This window comes from Pseudomonas sp. So3.2b, from assembly GCF_019464415.1.
GTDB lineage: Bacteria > Pseudomonadota > Gammaproteobacteria > Pseudomonadales > Pseudomonadaceae > Aquipseudomonas > Aquipseudomonas shahriarae.
On record NZ_CP080494.1, the window covers coordinates 859,011 to 873,571 of the forward strand.

The 14,561-nt window shown below is 62.0% G+C and carries 16 protein-coding genes; 7 read left to right on the top strand and 9 right to left on the bottom strand.

Going from position 1 to position 14,561, the window contains the following annotated elements:
- The first annotated feature begins 335 nt into the window (after window positions 1-335).
- Complete coding sequence (locus K1X80_RS03735) at window positions 336-1,100, top strand: SDR family oxidoreductase (protein ID WP_220172665.1); 765 nt, start codon at window positions 336-338, stop codon at window positions 1,098-1,100.
- Between the two features lie 196 nt (window positions 1,101-1,296).
- Window positions 1,297-2,202 carry a cation diffusion facilitator family transporter gene (locus tag K1X80_RS03740; RefSeq protein WP_220172666.1) on the top strand — a complete coding sequence of 302 codons (906 nt, stop codon included), beginning with the start codon at window positions 1,297-1,299 and terminating at the stop codon, window positions 2,200-2,202.
- A gap of 120 nt (window positions 2,203-2,322) precedes the next feature.
- Here the strand turns inward: K1X80_RS03740 and K1X80_RS03745 are convergent, their stop codons facing one another.
- From K1X80_RS03745 to ureE, 5 genes are all read right to left on the bottom strand, one after another.
- Entirely contained in the window at window positions 2,323-3,444 is a 1,122-nt protein-coding gene (locus K1X80_RS03745) for an AGE family epimerase/isomerase (RefSeq protein WP_220172667.1), read from the bottom strand.
- Between the two features lie 174 nt (window positions 3,445-3,618).
- Complete coding sequence (locus K1X80_RS03750; RefSeq protein ID WP_057437463.1) at window positions 3,619-4,191, bottom strand: HupE/UreJ family protein; 573 nt, start codon at window positions 4,189-4,191, stop codon at window positions 3,619-3,621.
- Window positions 4,192-4,212: 21 nt separating this feature from the next.
- Window positions 4,213-4,827, bottom strand: coding sequence for an urease accessory protein UreG (gene ureG / locus K1X80_RS03755; RefSeq protein WP_003217431.1), 615 nt, complete (start codon window positions 4,825-4,827; stop codon window positions 4,213-4,215).
- A gap of 9 nt (window positions 4,828-4,836) precedes the next feature.
- Window positions 4,837-5,511, bottom strand: coding sequence for an urease accessory protein UreF (locus K1X80_RS03760; RefSeq protein WP_186625847.1), 675 nt, complete (start codon window positions 5,509-5,511; stop codon window positions 4,837-4,839).
- Entirely contained in the window at window positions 5,508-6,008 is a 501-nt protein-coding gene (gene ureE, locus K1X80_RS03765) for an urease accessory protein UreE (RefSeq protein WP_057437471.1), read from the bottom strand. The genes K1X80_RS03760 and ureE overlap by 4 nt, the downstream gene beginning before the upstream one ends.
- A gap of 342 nt (window positions 6,009-6,350) precedes the next feature.
- Here ureE and K1X80_RS03770 point away from each other — a divergent pair, with 342 nt between their 5' ends.
- Window positions 6,351-6,869 (top strand): C40 family peptidase, encoded by a 519-nt coding sequence (locus K1X80_RS03770; protein WP_128593132.1) that lies wholly within the window; start codon window positions 6,351-6,353, stop codon window positions 6,867-6,869.
- A 5-nt stretch (window positions 6,870-6,874) separates the two neighbouring features.
- Here the strand turns inward: K1X80_RS03770 and K1X80_RS03775 are convergent, their stop codons facing one another.
- Together K1X80_RS03775 and K1X80_RS03780 are read right to left on the bottom strand one after the other, a co-directional pair.
- A complete protein-coding gene (locus tag K1X80_RS03775; RefSeq protein WP_057958175.1) occupies window positions 6,875-7,507 on the bottom strand; it encodes a TetR family transcriptional regulator in 633 nt (210 codons plus the stop codon).
- A gap of 152 nt (window positions 7,508-7,659) precedes the next feature.
- On the bottom strand, window positions 7,660-8,079 hold the full coding sequence (locus K1X80_RS03780; RefSeq protein ID WP_057437478.1) for a hypothetical protein: 420 nt from the start codon (window positions 8,077-8,079) through the stop codon (window positions 7,660-7,662).
- 367 nt (window positions 8,080-8,446) lie between these two features.
- On the opposite strand from K1X80_RS03780, the gene K1X80_RS03785 reads away from it, so the two are divergent.
- Window positions 8,447-10,516 (top strand): AsmA family protein, encoded by a 2,070-nt coding sequence (locus K1X80_RS03785; protein WP_198830442.1) that lies wholly within the window; start codon window positions 8,447-8,449, stop codon window positions 10,514-10,516.
- A gap of 133 nt (window positions 10,517-10,649) precedes the next feature.
- On the opposite strand, the gene K1X80_RS03790 is transcribed toward K1X80_RS03785, so the two are convergent.
- Window positions 10,650-11,180 (bottom strand): bacterioferritin, encoded by a 531-nt coding sequence (locus tag K1X80_RS03790; RefSeq protein WP_057958177.1) that lies wholly within the window; start codon window positions 11,178-11,180, stop codon window positions 10,650-10,652.
- A gap of 175 nt (window positions 11,181-11,355) precedes the next feature.
- Here K1X80_RS03790 and K1X80_RS03795 point away from each other — a divergent pair, with 175 nt between their 5' ends.
- On the top strand, window positions 11,356-12,246 hold the full coding sequence (locus K1X80_RS03795) for a triacylglycerol lipase (RefSeq protein ID WP_186625844.1): 891 nt from the start codon (window positions 11,356-11,358) through the stop codon (window positions 12,244-12,246).
- On the opposite strand, the gene K1X80_RS03800 is transcribed toward K1X80_RS03795, so the two are convergent.
- Complete coding sequence (locus K1X80_RS03800; RefSeq protein ID WP_198791921.1) at window positions 12,243-13,115, bottom strand: DMT family transporter; 873 nt, start codon at window positions 13,113-13,115, stop codon at window positions 12,243-12,245. The two genes, K1X80_RS03795 and K1X80_RS03800, sit on opposite strands and share 4 nt — an antisense overlap.
- Window positions 13,116-13,212: 97 nt before the next feature.
- Between K1X80_RS03800 and K1X80_RS03805 the strand changes: the two genes are divergently transcribed.
- On the top strand, window positions 13,213-14,001 hold the full coding sequence (locus K1X80_RS03805) for a helix-turn-helix transcriptional regulator (RefSeq protein ID WP_220172668.1): 789 nt from the start codon (window positions 13,213-13,215) through the stop codon (window positions 13,999-14,001).
- Window positions 14,002-14,072: 71 nt separating this feature from the next.
- Window positions 14,073-14,372: a PsiF family protein gene (locus tag K1X80_RS03810; protein WP_057437488.1), complete on the top strand. Its 300-nt coding sequence runs from the start codon at window positions 14,073-14,075 to the stop codon at window positions 14,370-14,372.
- The last annotated feature ends 189 nt before the right edge of the window (window positions 14,373-14,561 follow it).

Genomic DNA, 14,561 nt, shown 5'->3' on the forward strand with positions numbered 1-14,561 from the left:
CCGGATTTACTGGCCTGGAGCCATGCATCCCGACTCATCCTCCCGCAGGGGCCTACATATGGCCCGCCCAAGGTCAAGCAAAAAACTTTTTGAATCGCCCTGAAAGCCTTGTACATAGGGGCCTGGAGGGTTTTGTACTTGCCCCCAAAGACTGTGGGCGCAGCTGTGGATAACCTGCGCGCATATGGCTGCAGGCCACGGTTTACAAGGCTTTACCTGGGGTGGTTAAAAAGTGATCAGGTGTGCATGAAGTTATGTGCATAGCGGTTGCCGCAACGGCGGCGTAAGGGCATTCTGCTGGCTGATTTTTTCCCGATGCCCGCAAGGAGAACACCATGTCCAACACGCTGTTTATTACTGGCGCAACTTCAGGTTTCGGCGAAGCCTGTGCCCGTCGCTTTGCCGAGGCTGGCTGGAAACTGGTGCTCACCGGTCGGCGCGCCGAGCGCTTGAATGTCCTGGTCGAAGAGCTTTCCAAGCAGACCGAGGTGCATGGCCTGGTGGTGGACGTGCGTGATCGCAAGGGCATGGAGGAGGCAATTGCCAACCTGCCGCCATCGTTCAGCAAACTGCGTGGGCTGATCAACAATGCCGGCCTGGCCGTGGGCACCGACCCGGCGCCCAAGTGCAGCCTCGACGATTGGGAAACCATGGTCGACACCAACATCAAGGGCCTGCTGACCACTACCAGCCTGCTGCTGCCGCGCCTGATCGCCCATGGTCGTGGCGCCGGGATCATCAACCTGGGCTCCATCGCCGGTAACTACCCGTACCCGGGCAGCCACGTGTATGGCGGCTCCAAGGCGTTCGTCAAACAGTTCTCCCTGAACCTGCGCTGCGACCTGCAAGGCACCGGCGTACGCGTGACCAACATCGAGCCGGGCCTGTGCGAGAGCGAGTTCTCCCTGGTGCGCTTCGGCGGTGACCAGGCGCGTTACGACGCCACCTATGCGGGCTCCGAGCCGATCCAGCCGCAAGATATTGCCGACACCATCTTCTGGGTGATGAACACCCCGGCGCATGTGAACATCAACCGCCTGGAGCTGATGCCGGTCAGCCAGACCTGGGCAGGGTTTGCGATTGAGCGTGGGGCTAAATAAGGTTTAGCACCGCGCCGCCTGCAGCGCGGGCAAGTCGAATCGTCGCAGCGCGGCTCCCTCTTCTGAAATGCAATCAAATGGGGGAGCCGGGGTTGCCGGCGAAGGCGGCAAATCGGCCAAAAGGCGACATAAGGTACACTCCACTCCTGAAAACCCCACCGCAACCAGCGGTTTAAAGGTTTTGACAGGAGGATATGTGAGTAACCGAGGTGAGCAGGCACTGCTCAAACAATCGACCATCCTGATGTTCGCCGTGGCGATCGCCGGGATTGTCACGGGTGTGATATCAGGCGCCCAATCCATTTTATTCGATGGCTTTTTCTCGCTGATCGCGACCTTTATCAAGGTGCTGATGCTGATCACGGCCAAGCTGATCGCCAAGAAAAGCAATGACCGCTTCCAGTTCGGCTACTGGCACCTGGAACCCATGGTGCTGCTGATCGAGGGCAGTTTCCTGCTGTTGATCGCCATCTACGCGTTTCTCAACGGGGTGTTCGGCATTATCAATGGCGGGCGCGAGATCGAGTTGGGGCTGGTGATCATCTACGCCGCGGTGTTTACCGTGGTCGAGTTCGCCTACTTCTTCTATGTGCGCCACCGCAACCGCAAGCTGCAGTCGTCGCTGATCCAGTTCGACAATATCAGTTGGCTGGTGGACGCGATGCTCTCCGTGGGCCTGCTGGTGAGCTTCCAGGCCGCGTTGTTGCTCAAGTCCCAGGGCTACGGCGAGTGGGCGGTGTATGTCGACCCCTTGATCCTGATCCTGCTGGCCCTGAGCATGCTGGCGCCGGCCTTGAAGATCCTGCGCCCGGCCTTGCGCGACGTGCTGGGGATTGCCCCGGACCAGTTGGACGACAAGGTGCGCGAAGTGATGGATGCGGCCCAGGCCCGGCATGGTTTCGAGGATTACGTGTCCTACGTGCAGAAACACGGGCGGGCGCGGTTTATCGAGATCCATGTGGTGTTGCCGGCCGATTACCCGGTGGATAAGGTTGCGACGCTCGACGGGCTACGTGAAGAGATATCCACAGGGCTGGGCGCGCCGGACAAGGCGCGGTGGCTGACGATCAGTTTTACTGGGGATCGCAAGTGGATTGCGTGATCGGCCGTTAGACCGAGGTGAGGCTCTGGCAGGCAAGCCAGCTCCCACATTCGACTGCGTTCCAACGATGGAAACCGTTCAAGTGTGGGAGCTGGCTTGCCTGCGATGGGGCCGGGAAAATCAGCCGAGAAACTCGCTCAACCCCTGATAGCAGGTAGCCAAATGGTAAGGCGTAGTCGACGGCATATCCCGCCGGCTCACCTCACCCTTGGCATCCAGGCACTCATTCCAGCCCCTGGCATGCAGGAAATGCTGCTGCAACGCCAGCAACTGGCGCTCCAGCACCGCCGCGCTGCCCGGGCGCAAGGTCAGTGCCCGCAGGTACTCGGCCTGGGCCCAGATGCGCTGGGTGGCGTCACGCACGCTGCCGTCCAGCGCCAACATGCCGCTGACGGCGCCAGTGAGGTTATCCACACCGGTTTGCTCGGCATAGGCAAATGCCCTGCTCAGCGAGGCATGCAGCGCAGTGCCGCGCAGCAGGGGCGAGGACTCCAGCAGGAAGAACCATTCAAACTGATGCCCCGGCTCGAACCAGTTATCCACAGCGCCCAGGGGTTTCTCCATCATCACGCCATGCTGGCGCTCGATAAAGCGCTGCTGCATGGCCGTCGCCAGTGCCAGCAGGGCCTGTTGCACTGCCGCGTCTTCACGCACCGCGAGGGTGGCGAGGAAGCCTTCAGCCAGGTGCATCAGCGGGTTCTGTAGCGGGCCGGACTCGAGGGACGACCAGTTACGCTCCAGGACCGCCTCATACAGGCCGTCGCCCGTGGCAAAGCGCTCGGCGACTACTTCCAGGGCGGCATTGAGCACCGACTCCACCAACGGCTCGCGGACCTTGGCCCAGTAATGGGCGCAGGCGAAGATGATAAACGCGTGGGTGTAGAGGTCTTTGCGCTGGTCCAGCGGATTGCCGTGGGGGTCGATGCTGTAGAACCAGCCGCCGTGCTCGGCGTCATGGAAGTGCCGTTGCAGCGAGCGAAACAACGCCGCAGCGCGCTCTTGCGCAAACTCTTTGCCTGGCTCGCCGATCAGGCTGGCAAACACATACAACTGCCGGGCACAGGCCATGGCGCGGTAGCGTTGCGGGGGCAAGGGGCGATGGTCGGCGTCCAGCGCCTCATAGGGCAACGCCAGCTCGGCATTCCAGCCCGGACCCTGCCAGAGCGGCACGATCAGGTCGTTGAAGTGCGTGAGCACGGCGTTCAATTGAGGCTTGTGGGCGGAGCTTGGAGCGATGGGCATCGGCTGGCGTCGTCACGGCAGGGGTGTTTGCCGCGCATGGTAGCAGGCTTGAGAACAGTGGTGTCTGTGCGAGCGCTATCGCGGGCAAGCCCGCTCCCCATTTTTGAGTTGTGAACCCCTTCAAATGTGGGAGCTGGCTTGCCTGCGATGGATCCCTTACAGGCACCGCAAGGCTCAGCCCGCCAGCAACCAGACCCCGGTCGCCGCCGAAGCCGCGCCCGCCAGCCGCACCAGCGGCGCCGCCGCAGCCGGCAAGAAGCGCACCAGCGCATACCCGGCCGCGTGCAGCACCGCCGTCGCCCCGACAAACCCGGCTGCATACGCCCAAGGGCTGGTCATGTCCGGCAGCTCCAGGCCATGGGCCACGCCATGGAACAGGGCAAACACCGCTGTTGCGGCCACGGCCAGCGCCACCGGCGGGCGAATCGCCAAGGCCACCGCCAGGCCCAGGGCCAGTACCGACGCGGCAATCCCGCTTTCCAGGGCCGGCAAGGCCAACCCTTCAAACCCCAGCACGCCGCCGAGCAGCATGGTGCCGACAAACGTACACGGTAGCGCCCAACGCGCCGCCCCTTGTTGCTGCGCTGCCCATAGGCCGACGGCCAGCATCGCCAGCAAATGGTCCAGCCCGCCGAGGGGATGGCTGATGCCGGCCACCAGGCCATTGTCGCCGTGGCCCGGATGGGCAAAGGCCAGGGCTGGGACCAGTAGCAGGGTGGCGGCGGCAAACAGTTTGTTGAGGCTCATAAACAGCTCCTTGGTAAGGGATCAGGCTGCGGTCAGCAGGCCCTGGCGTTCGATAAAGGCGACGATTTCTTCCAGGCCGACGCCGGTTTTCTGGTTGCTGAACACAAACGGCTTGCCGCCGCGCATGCGCTGGGTGTCGCTGTTCATCAGTTCCAGCGAGGCGCCGACCAGCGGCGCCAGGTCGATCTTGTTGATCACCAACAGGTCCGACTTGCAGATCCCCGGCCCGCCCTTGCGTGGCAGCTTGTCGCCGGCCGACACATCGATCACATAGATGGTCAGGTCCGACAGCTCGGGGCTGAAGGTGGCCGACAGGTTGTCGCCGCCCGACTCCACCAGGATCAGGTCCAGGCCTGGGAAGCGCCGGTTCAGTTGATCCACGGCTTCGAGGTTGATCGACGCGTCTTCGCGAATCGCCGTGTGCGGGCAGCCGCCGGTTTCTACGCCGATGATGCGCTCGGGTGCCAGGGCCTGGTTGCGCACCAGGAAGTCGGCGTCTTCGCGGGTATAGATGTCGTTGGTGACCACCGCCAGGTTGTAGCGATCACGCAGGGCCAGGCACAGCGCCAGGGTCAGGGCGGTCTTGCCGGAGCCAACGGGGCCGCCGATACCGACGCGCAGAGGTTGTGTGTTCATGGGTTTCTCCTAGGAACGGAACAGGCGGCTGTACTGGCGCTCGTGGGCCATGCATGCCAGGGACAGGCCGAACGCGGCGCTGCCAACGTGATGGGGATCGCACTGGCGGGCGTCCTGCTGGGCTTGTTGCAGCAACGGCAGCAGCTCGCTGGTCAGGCGTTGGGCGGCCTGCTGGCCCAGGGGCAGGGTCTTCATCAGCACCGCCAACTGGTTTTCCAGCCAGCTCCACAGCCAGGCGGCCAGGGCATCCTCGGGGCTGATCGCCCAGGCGCGCGCGGCAAGTGCCCAGCCCAGGGCCAGGTGGGGTTCGGGGGTGGCGTCGAGAAAGCGGCGCGCTGCGTCATCCAGTTCCGGCAGACCGTTGAGCAGTTGTTGCAGGGAGTAGCCCATTTGCCGGCTCTCCTGGAACAGCTCGCGGGTTTCGCGGCTGGCACGATGCTCTTCGCAGAGCTGGCGCAGGCGCGCCCAGTCCTGGTCGGCGGCGGCCTGGCACTGGGCAAGCAACAGCGGCGCTTCGAAGCGTGCGAGGTTGAGTAGCAGTTGGTCGCTGATCCAGCGTCGGGCGCTGTCGGCATCGCTGACACGGGCATTGTCCACGGCCATTTCCAGGCCCTGGGAATAGCTGTAGCCGCCAATCGGCAATTGCGGACTGGCCAGACGCAACAGCGCCCAGGCCGGGTTCACAGGCGCACGCCGAACTGATGCAGTTTGGGCGGGTAGTTGAAGTCTTCGTCACCGTGGCGTGAGTGATGATGACCGCCACCGTAGGCGCCGTGCTCGGGCTGGAACGGTGCTTCGAGGGTTTCGGCATGGGCCCCCAATTGCTCGAGCATGGCCTTGAGCACGTAGTCATCAAGCAGGCGCAGCCAGCCGTCACCCACTTGCAGGGCCACATGGCGGTTGCCCAAGTGATAGGCCGCGCGGGTCAGCTCGAAGGCGCTGCTGCAGGTTACGTGCAGCAGTTGTTCAGGGCGCGCGCAGACACGTACGACACGTCCGTCTTCAGCCTGTAGGAATTCCCCATCGTGCAGCGGCGGCTGACCGCGCTCCAGAAACAGGCCGACGTCTTCTCCCTCGGCACTGAAACAGCGCAGGCGGCTTTTGCTGCGGGCTTCGAAGTTCAGCAGCAACTCTGCGGCCCAGGTGGGTTGGGGGGCGATTCGGCGGTGGATCACCAGCATCAGGAAGCTTCCAGCTATGAGCGATAAACAGGCTAGAGCAAGGGGCTTGCCAACCCTGCTGGACGTAGGAAAACGCCGTAGGTCTGGGGCGTTGCGCCACTAAACGGGGCGAGGGGGTGGTGAGGGAGTGATTCATTGTGGTGCGTCATGGGCTGCGCAAGCACCCGAATTGGGCGGTTTTGGCGGGCCCCGCCAGCTGTTTTGCAGGGCGTTTCCTTCAGCTACTTGTCCCAGGGTTGATTTGGGATTGCTCCTACGCGCATAGGGGATTCCTCGCTCATATTTCTACGCGTCGTTTCACTAGGATTTCGCCCCCGTGTTTAATCCATTGCGACGTTCCTCATGTTTAAGTCATTTTTATGTGTAGTCATGGTCGGTCTGTTTGGCATCACCTCATCGGCTTCGGCCAACTTCAATAAGCGCACCACTTCCCTGGCCCCTTTCAGTTCATCGTTGCAGGCCGTGCCGCAACCCACCATCGAGAGTGTGGTCGACCGCGCCCATGAGTTGCTGGGCACCGCGTACAAGTGGGGCGGCAGCTCCCAGGAGCAGGGGTTCGATTGCAGCGGGTTGCTGGTCTATCTGTTCAAGACCGAGGCCAATATTGTCATCCCGCGCACCACGGCGGCGATGCACCGGTCAACGGCGGCGACGATCAAGCGTGATGCGCTGCAGCCCGGCGATGCGGTGTTTTTCAAGGCCAATGGCAGCAGCCAGGTCGGCCATGTCGGCCTTTATGTGGGTGAGGGCAAGTTCATTCATTCGCCGCGCAAGGGCAAGAGCATCCGCATCGACTCCCTGGCCAACAACTACTGGAAGAAGAACTACACCACCGCCAAGCGTTTTCACACGGTGCGTTGACCGCGCTACTCGGTGCTGCCCAGGCCTTGCCAGTGCTTGAGGCCGATAAAGATAAAGCGCAGTTGCTGGGTGATCTTGGCCTGGGGCGTGAGATGCGGAGGCAGGGCGGCGGCGGGCGGGTCGATGATGTCGGGCAGGGTGGCGAACACGCTCTTGACGATCAGGTCGGCCATCACATGCAAACCGTCGGCATCCAGGTGCTGGAGCTTGGGCATCAGCGTCAGGTCGGCTGCCAGGTCCGAGGTGATGTCCTCGCGCAGCGCGCCGATGGCTTGGCGCACGGCCAGGCAACCGCCGTATTGCTCGCGGGCCAGGAACAGGAATTGCGAACGGTTGGCCGCCACCACATCGAGAAAGATCCGCACCGAGGCATCAATGATGCCGCCCATGACGAATTCGTTGTGGCGTACCAGGCGGATGGTGGCGCGGAAGGTCTGGCCGACCTCACTGACGAGCACCAGGCCCAGTTGGTCCATATCGGCAAAGTGACGGTAAAAACCGGTGGGCACGATGCCGGCGCTCTTTGCCACTTCACGCAGGCTCAGGCTACCAAACCCACGGCCACCCTCCATCAGATGGCGGGCTGCGTCCATCAAGGCAAGGCGGGTCTGTTGCTTCTGTTCGGCGCGGGGGAGCATTGGCAGCTGGGCTTTGTAGACAAGGACAGCGACGCACTCTAGCAAAACAACTTTACCGGCGTCGAACTTGAAACAGGGCAAAAGGGGGGCAGGTCCCACAAAGTCAAAGCCCGATCACTGGGGATCGGGCTTTTTTCAGGGCCGGCACGGGCTTAGCTCGTAGCTTTATGCATGTCATCCAGACGGTCGGAGCCGCCCTCGGCAACGAATTCGCGCTGTTGCAGGCGGTCCGAGCCACCTTCAACCAGACCTTTCTGTTCCAGGCGATCACGGCCGCCTTCGGCTACGAATTCACGTTTCTGCAGACGCTCAGAACCGCCTTCAACCAGGCCTTTCTGTTCCAGGCGATCGCGACCGCCTTCGGCGACGGCGTTGCGCTCTTGCAGACGGTCGGAACCGCCTTCAACCAGACCTTTCTGTTCCAGGCGATCGCGGCCACCTTCGGCAACGGTCTGGCTGATGTGCGCGGCGTCAGCCTTGGCTTGTGGGATGGCTTGTTCTGCGGCTGGCAGGGCAAAAGCGCTGGTGGCCAGGACGGAGAGTGCAACACTGAGCAGTAATTGGCGTTTCATGAGAGTGGCTCCTTGGGAGGGCGATAAAGTGGGTACGGAGCCAATGCTACTCTCGATATCTCGATATAAAAGTTCATAAACGCAATGGTAATAATCAACAGAATTGATTGTTCTGCGCCGAGGCTCTAAATCGCGGCTCTCAAGCACGCGCTTTTGCACCGAGGTGGGTATTTTCGACACGGGCGTGGGTAACAATGGTGCGTCATTGATGAAAGAAGCTGTCGGATTAGTCAGAAAAAACGCTTTTCACTGCTAATTGCCCTCTGCGGTTAAACCCCCAGGCCATTTGCCAGTCGTAGCCATATAAGCTTTAGCCCTTGCGCGCGTGGCCCGTGGCACGCGCAGTCGTAATCAGGAGCCCTGTGCAATGACGCGCACTCGTAAAATTCTCGCCTGGAGCAGTGCTTGCTTCGCCCTGCTGATCGCCGCAGTGGTACTGATCCTGGTGTTCTTCGATTGGAACCGGATCAAGCCGCAACTCAATGCCAAAGTCTCCGAAGAGCTGCATCGCGCCTTTGCCATCAATGGCAACCTGGCGGTGGTCTGGCAGCGCGAGCCGGACGAGGGCGGTTGGCGCGCCTGGGTGCCGTGGCCCCATGTGGTGGCCGAAGACCTGAGCCTGGGCAACCCCGAGTGGTCGAAAAAACCGCAAATGGTCACCCTCAAGCGCGTTGAACTGCGCATCTCGCCCTTGGCCTTGCTGGCCCAGCGCGTGGTGATCCCGCGCATCGACCTGACCGAACCGAGCGCCGAGCTGCAGCGCCTGGCCGATGGCCGCGCCAACTGGACCTTCACCTTTGATCCCAAGGATCCGAATGCCGAACCGTCCAACTGGGTGGTGGATATCGGTGCCATCGGTTTCGACAAGGGCCACGTGACCCTCGACGACCAGACCCTCAAGACCCGTCTCGATGTGCTGATCGACCTCCTGGGCAAACCCATCGCATTCAGCGAAATCGTCGGCGAGCGCGATGCCAAAAAGGCCCTGGAGCAGGGCGCGACACCCCAGGACTATGCCTTCGGCCTCAAGGTCAGCGGCCAGTACCACGGCCAGAAACTCGCGGGCAGCGGCAAGATCGGCGGGCTGCTGGCCCTGCAGGACGCTGCCAAGCCATTCCCCCTGCAAGCCCAGGCGAAAATCGGTGATACCAGTATTGCCTTGGCCGGCACCCTGACCGACCCACTGAACCTCGGCGCCCTGGACCTGCGCCTGAAACTGTCCGGTACCAGCCTGGGCAACCTTTACCCACTGACTGGCGTGACCCTGCCGGACTCGCCGGCCTATTCCACCGATGGGCGCCTGATCGCCAAGTTGCAGGAGGCCGGCGGTGCGTCGTTCCGCTATGAGAACTTCAACGGCAAGATCGGCAACAGCGACATCCACGGCGACCTGGCCTATGTCGCCAGTCAGCCACGGCCCAAGCTCAGCGGCGCGTTGGTGTCCAATCAACTGCTGCTGGCCGACCTCGCGCCGCTGATCGGTGCCGACTCCAATGCCAAGCAAAAAGCTCGTGGCGGTGAAAGCAAGCAACCGGCGACCAAGGTGTTGCCGGTGGAGGAGTTCCGCACCGAGCGCTGGCGCGATATGGACGCGGATGTCGAGTTCACCGGCAAACGCATCGTCCACAGTGCCGAATTGCCCTTTACCGACCTCTACACGCACCTGGTGCTCAACGACGGCCAACTGAGCCTCGAACCCCTGCGTTTCGGTGTGGCGGGCGGCAAGCTCGATGCGCAGATTCGCCTCAATGGCCGCATCACCCCGCTGGAAGGCCGGGCGAAACTGACGGCGCGCAACTTCAAGCTCAAGCAACTGTTCCCCACCTTTGAACCGATGAAGACCAGCTTCGGCGAGCTCAATGGCGATGCCGATATCGCCGGGCGCGGCAACTCGGTGGCAGCGTTGCTGGGCAGTGCCAATGGCGATCTGAAAATGCTCATCAACGACGGAGCCATCAGCCGTGGCTTGATGGAAATCGCCGGGCTGAACGTGGGCAACTATGTGATTGGCAAACTGTTTGGCGACAAGGAAGTGAAGATCAACTGCGCGGCGGCAGATTTCGGCATCAAGACCGGCCTGGCTACCACCCGCCTGTTTGTATTCGATACCGAGAACGCGATCATCTACATCGACGGCACCGCGAACATGGCCAGCGAACAGCTGGACCTGACGATCAGCCCAGAGTCCAAGGGCTTTCGCCTGTTCTCGCTGCGCTCGCCGTTGTACGTCAACGGGCCGTTTATCAAGCCCAATGCCGGGGTCAAGACGGTGCCACTGTTGTTGCGTGGCGCAGGCATGGTGGCGCTGGGTGTGATCGTCGCCCCTGCGGCGGGCTTGCTGGCGCTGGTGGCGCCGAGTGGGGATGAGCCGAACCAGTGCGTGCCGCTGTTGCAGCAGATGCGGGAAGGCAAGGCACCGAAAACGGTGAAAGGCTAACCGAAGAAACCGATAGCTCAATGTGGGAGCGGGCTTGCCCGCGATAGCGGTGGCTCAGTCGCTAAAAATGCTGACTGATACACCGCTCTCGCGAGCAAGCCCGCTCCCACCGTTGTTAGCTGTGCTGGCAGCCTTACAGGTCTTTGAGAATGTCCGCCATATCGTCAGCGTGCTCTTCTTCCTGGGCCAGGATGTCTTCAAAGATGCGGCGGGTGGTCGGGTCTTTCTCGCCGATGTACTGGATGATCTCGCGATAGCTGTCCACCGCGATGCGCTCGGCCACCAGGTCTTCGTAGACCATTTCCTTCAAGGTCGTGCCGGCTACGTACTGCGCGTGGGAGTTCTTGGACAGCAGGTCCGGGTTGAACTCGGGTTCGCCGCCCAGTTGCACGATGCGCTCGGCCAGTTTGTCGGCATGTTCCAGTTCCTGGTTGGCGTGCTCCAGGAACTCATCGGCGGCGACGCTGGCTTTCAGGCCGCTGGCCATGAAGTAGTGGCGCTTGTAGCGCAACACGCAGACCAGTTCGGTGGCCAGCGACTCATTGAGCAGACGCAGGATCTCTTCGCGGTCGGCGCTGTAGCCTTCGGTCACCGCGCCGTTTTCCACATTCTTGCGTGCTCGTTCGCGAAGGGTGCTTACGTCAGACAAATGCATGTCAGTCATTTCAATCTCCTGAGGCTAATCCGGTTTTGAGCCACACTCTCGGGGCGTGATCGCTCCAAGTTGTGAGTGCTGCGCGGCGCAAAAAGTTTTATCGGATGTTGCCGGGTGTCATATCGGTGGCGGCAGGGCTGGTCTAGGATCAGCCTAATCGCCTCTTTCAAGGACGTTTGCCCCTATGACGCAGACATTGGCTACACGTTATCCCCTGGTTTTGGTGCCGGGCATGCTCGGGTTTGTACGGCTGGTGCTGTACCCGTACTGGTACGGCATCGTTCCGGCCTTGCGTGCCGGCGGGGCGCAGGTGTTTGCGGTGCAAGTGGCGCCGCTCAACTCCAGCGAGGTGCGTGGCGAGCAGTTACTGGTGCAGATCGAGCAGATACGCCGCCAGACCGGCGCCGACAAGGTCAACCTGATCGGCCATAGCCAGGGCTCGCTCACCGCCCGTTACGCAGCGGCCAAACGCCCGGAATGGGTGGCTTCGGTGACGTCGGTGGCGGGACCTAATCACGGCTCGGAGTTGGCAGACTACCTGCACACCCACTACCCGGCCGACAGCGCCAAGGGCCGGATCATGAGTGCGCTGTTGCGCCTGGTGGGCGTGGTGATGGGGCTTCTGGAAACCGGCTATCGCGGCCCGCGTTTTGCGGCGGATATCCACGCCTCCCATCAGTCGCTGACCAGCGCGGGAGTGGCGCTGTTCAATCGCCAGTACCCTCAGGGCCTGCCAGATACCTGGGGCGGGCAGGGCGCCGAGGAAGTGGGCGGTGTGCGCTATTACTCCTGGTCCGGCACCCTGCAGCCGGGCAAGACCGATCGCGGGCGCAACCTGCTGGACGGCACCAACCGCAGTTGCCGGCTGTTTGCACGGACCTTCGTCAAGGAGAAAGGCCAGTGCGACGGCATGGTCGGGCGCTACAGCTCACACTTGGGCACGGTGATCGGTGACGACTATGCGCTGGACCATTTCGATATCGTCAACCAGTCGCTGGGCCTGGTGGGCAAGGGGGCCGAGCCGATCCGCCTGTTTGTCGAGCATGCACAGCGGTTGAAGGCGGCCGGGCTTTAACGTCTTACGGGCGTCGTCCAGCGCTCCGACAAAATCACCCCGCCCAGCGTCAGTACGCCGCCGACCAGGTGATACAGCGCCAGCTGTTCCTTGAGCACCACTGCGGCAATCAGCGCGGTGATCAACGGCAGCAGGTTAAAAAACAGCGTGGTCCGGCTCGGCCCCAACTGCTTGACCGAATGCATCCACGCCAGCGGCGCAATCATCGAGGCCAGCAAGCAGGCGTACACCACCAGGCCAATATTCGACGGGCCGAGGCCGACCTTGTCCGAGGCCAGGAACAGTGGAAACAGCACCACCACAGCCACCAGCACCTGCAAATACAGGAGCACCAGGGGCGGCAGGCGCAGCTGCCATTTTTTCAACAGGGTGCTGTAGATCGCGTAGGCCAGGGTGGCCACCAACATCATCGCGTCGCCCAGGTTCACCCCGTGTTGCAGCAGCGCGCCGAGGCTGCCGGCCGACACCACCACCGCCACCCCGGAAAACGACAGTACCGCCCCGGTCAGGGCGCCGAAGGTCAGGCGCTGGCCGAGGCTGATAATCGCCGCAGTCAGGGCCATCAATGGCATCAGCGACAGGATGATCCCCATATTGGTGGCGCTGGTCAGGCTCGCGGCGTAGTACGCCAGGCTCTGGTAAACCGCCATGCCGAGCACGCCGAGCACAGCGATCTTGCCCAGGTTGGGGCGGATCAATGCCCAGTTGGCAATGACCGGCTTGAGCATGAACGGGGTGAACAGGATGGCCGCCAGCAGCCAGCGATAAAAACCGATCTCGGCCGGGAAAATCGAGCCCACGGCGAGTTTGTTGACCACGGTATTGCCAGCCCAGATAAAGATGGCCAGCAGCGGATAAGCGTATTGCATTGCAAGGAACCAGGAACGTTAGTGAGGGTTGATTATCCTTTGTCTGGATCGAAGCCTATACTTCGATCCAGACAAGCCGCCTTTGTATCCAGACAATATGTCCAAGACCTACATCAACCTGCCCGATTTCGACGTGCTACCGGCCCCGGTGTACTTCCGCTACTCGGAATTTGCCGCCGACAGCCGCGCCTCCCGCCATCAGCATGCCTGGGGCTCCCTGGACTACTCGGCCCGTGGCGTGATGCGCTTTGAAGTGGGCGGCAACCGGTTTGTGTCGCCGCCGCAATACGCGGTGTGGATCCCGCCCAACACCCAGCACAGTTCCTACAATGCCCAGGCGATTGTCTACCGCTCGGTGTACCTGTCGCCGTCGTTGTGCGAGCTGTTGCCCAAGCAGCCCTGCACCCTGACCATCAGCAACATCCTCAAGGCGATCCTCAGTGATTTCGCCGAGCGCGACGTGAACATCCCGGCCAACGAGGCCGACGTGCGCCTGGCCCAGGTGCTGGTGGACCAACTCCAGCAGGCGCCGGTGCATGACTGTTTCCTGCCGTATGCCAGCAGCCCCGGCCTGCTCAGCGTGCTTGAAGGCATGCAGGCCGATCCTGGGGACAATCGCGCGCTGGCGCTGTGGGCGCAGCAGGTGCATGTCAGCGAGCGCACCCTGGCCCGGCAGTTTGTGCGCGAACTGGGCATGAGCTTTGGCGAGTGGCGTCAGCGCCTGCGCTTTCTGGCGGCCATCGAGGCCCTGGAAAGCACGCGCAGCGTGCAGGAGGTGGCGTTTGACCTGGGCTACAGCACCGCCTCGGCGTTTATTGCGATGTTCCAGCGCCAGGCCGGTTGTACGCCGGAGCAGTATCGACGAACGAACTTACGTAGCAGGTGAAGGTGTAACAGGCTTTGTCTACACTGCAGGGGAGGCCGCGCCCCTCGGCGTGGTAACAGGGAGAAAACTCCATGAAGATGTTGCGTATTCCGTTGTTGATGATCGGTCTGCTGCTCTGTTCCCAAGGGTTTGCGGCCACTGCCCAGCAAAACAAAATGACCACCTGCAATGCCGAAGCCTCGACCAAGACCTTGAAGGGCGACGAGCGCAAGGCCTTCATGAAAACCTGCCTCTCGGCCCCGGCCGCCAACGACGCCAAGACCCTGACCCCGCAGCAGCAAAAAATGAAGGACTGCAACGCGTCGGCAAAAACCAAGGCGCTGACCGGCGATGCGCGTAAAACCTTTATGAGCACCTGCCTCAAAGGCTGACCCGCTTAAATACCCCTGTGGGAGCGGGCTTGCCCGCGATTGCGGTGTGTCAGCCGGCGAGATATCGACTGAGCCAGCGCCATCGCGGGCAAGCCCGCTCCCACAGTCGATGGCGTTTACAGCCATCAGACTTCTCGCTTGATTGTCCCAAGGCTGGCAGACTGCCCATCCTTTAACGCCGTTCGTTTA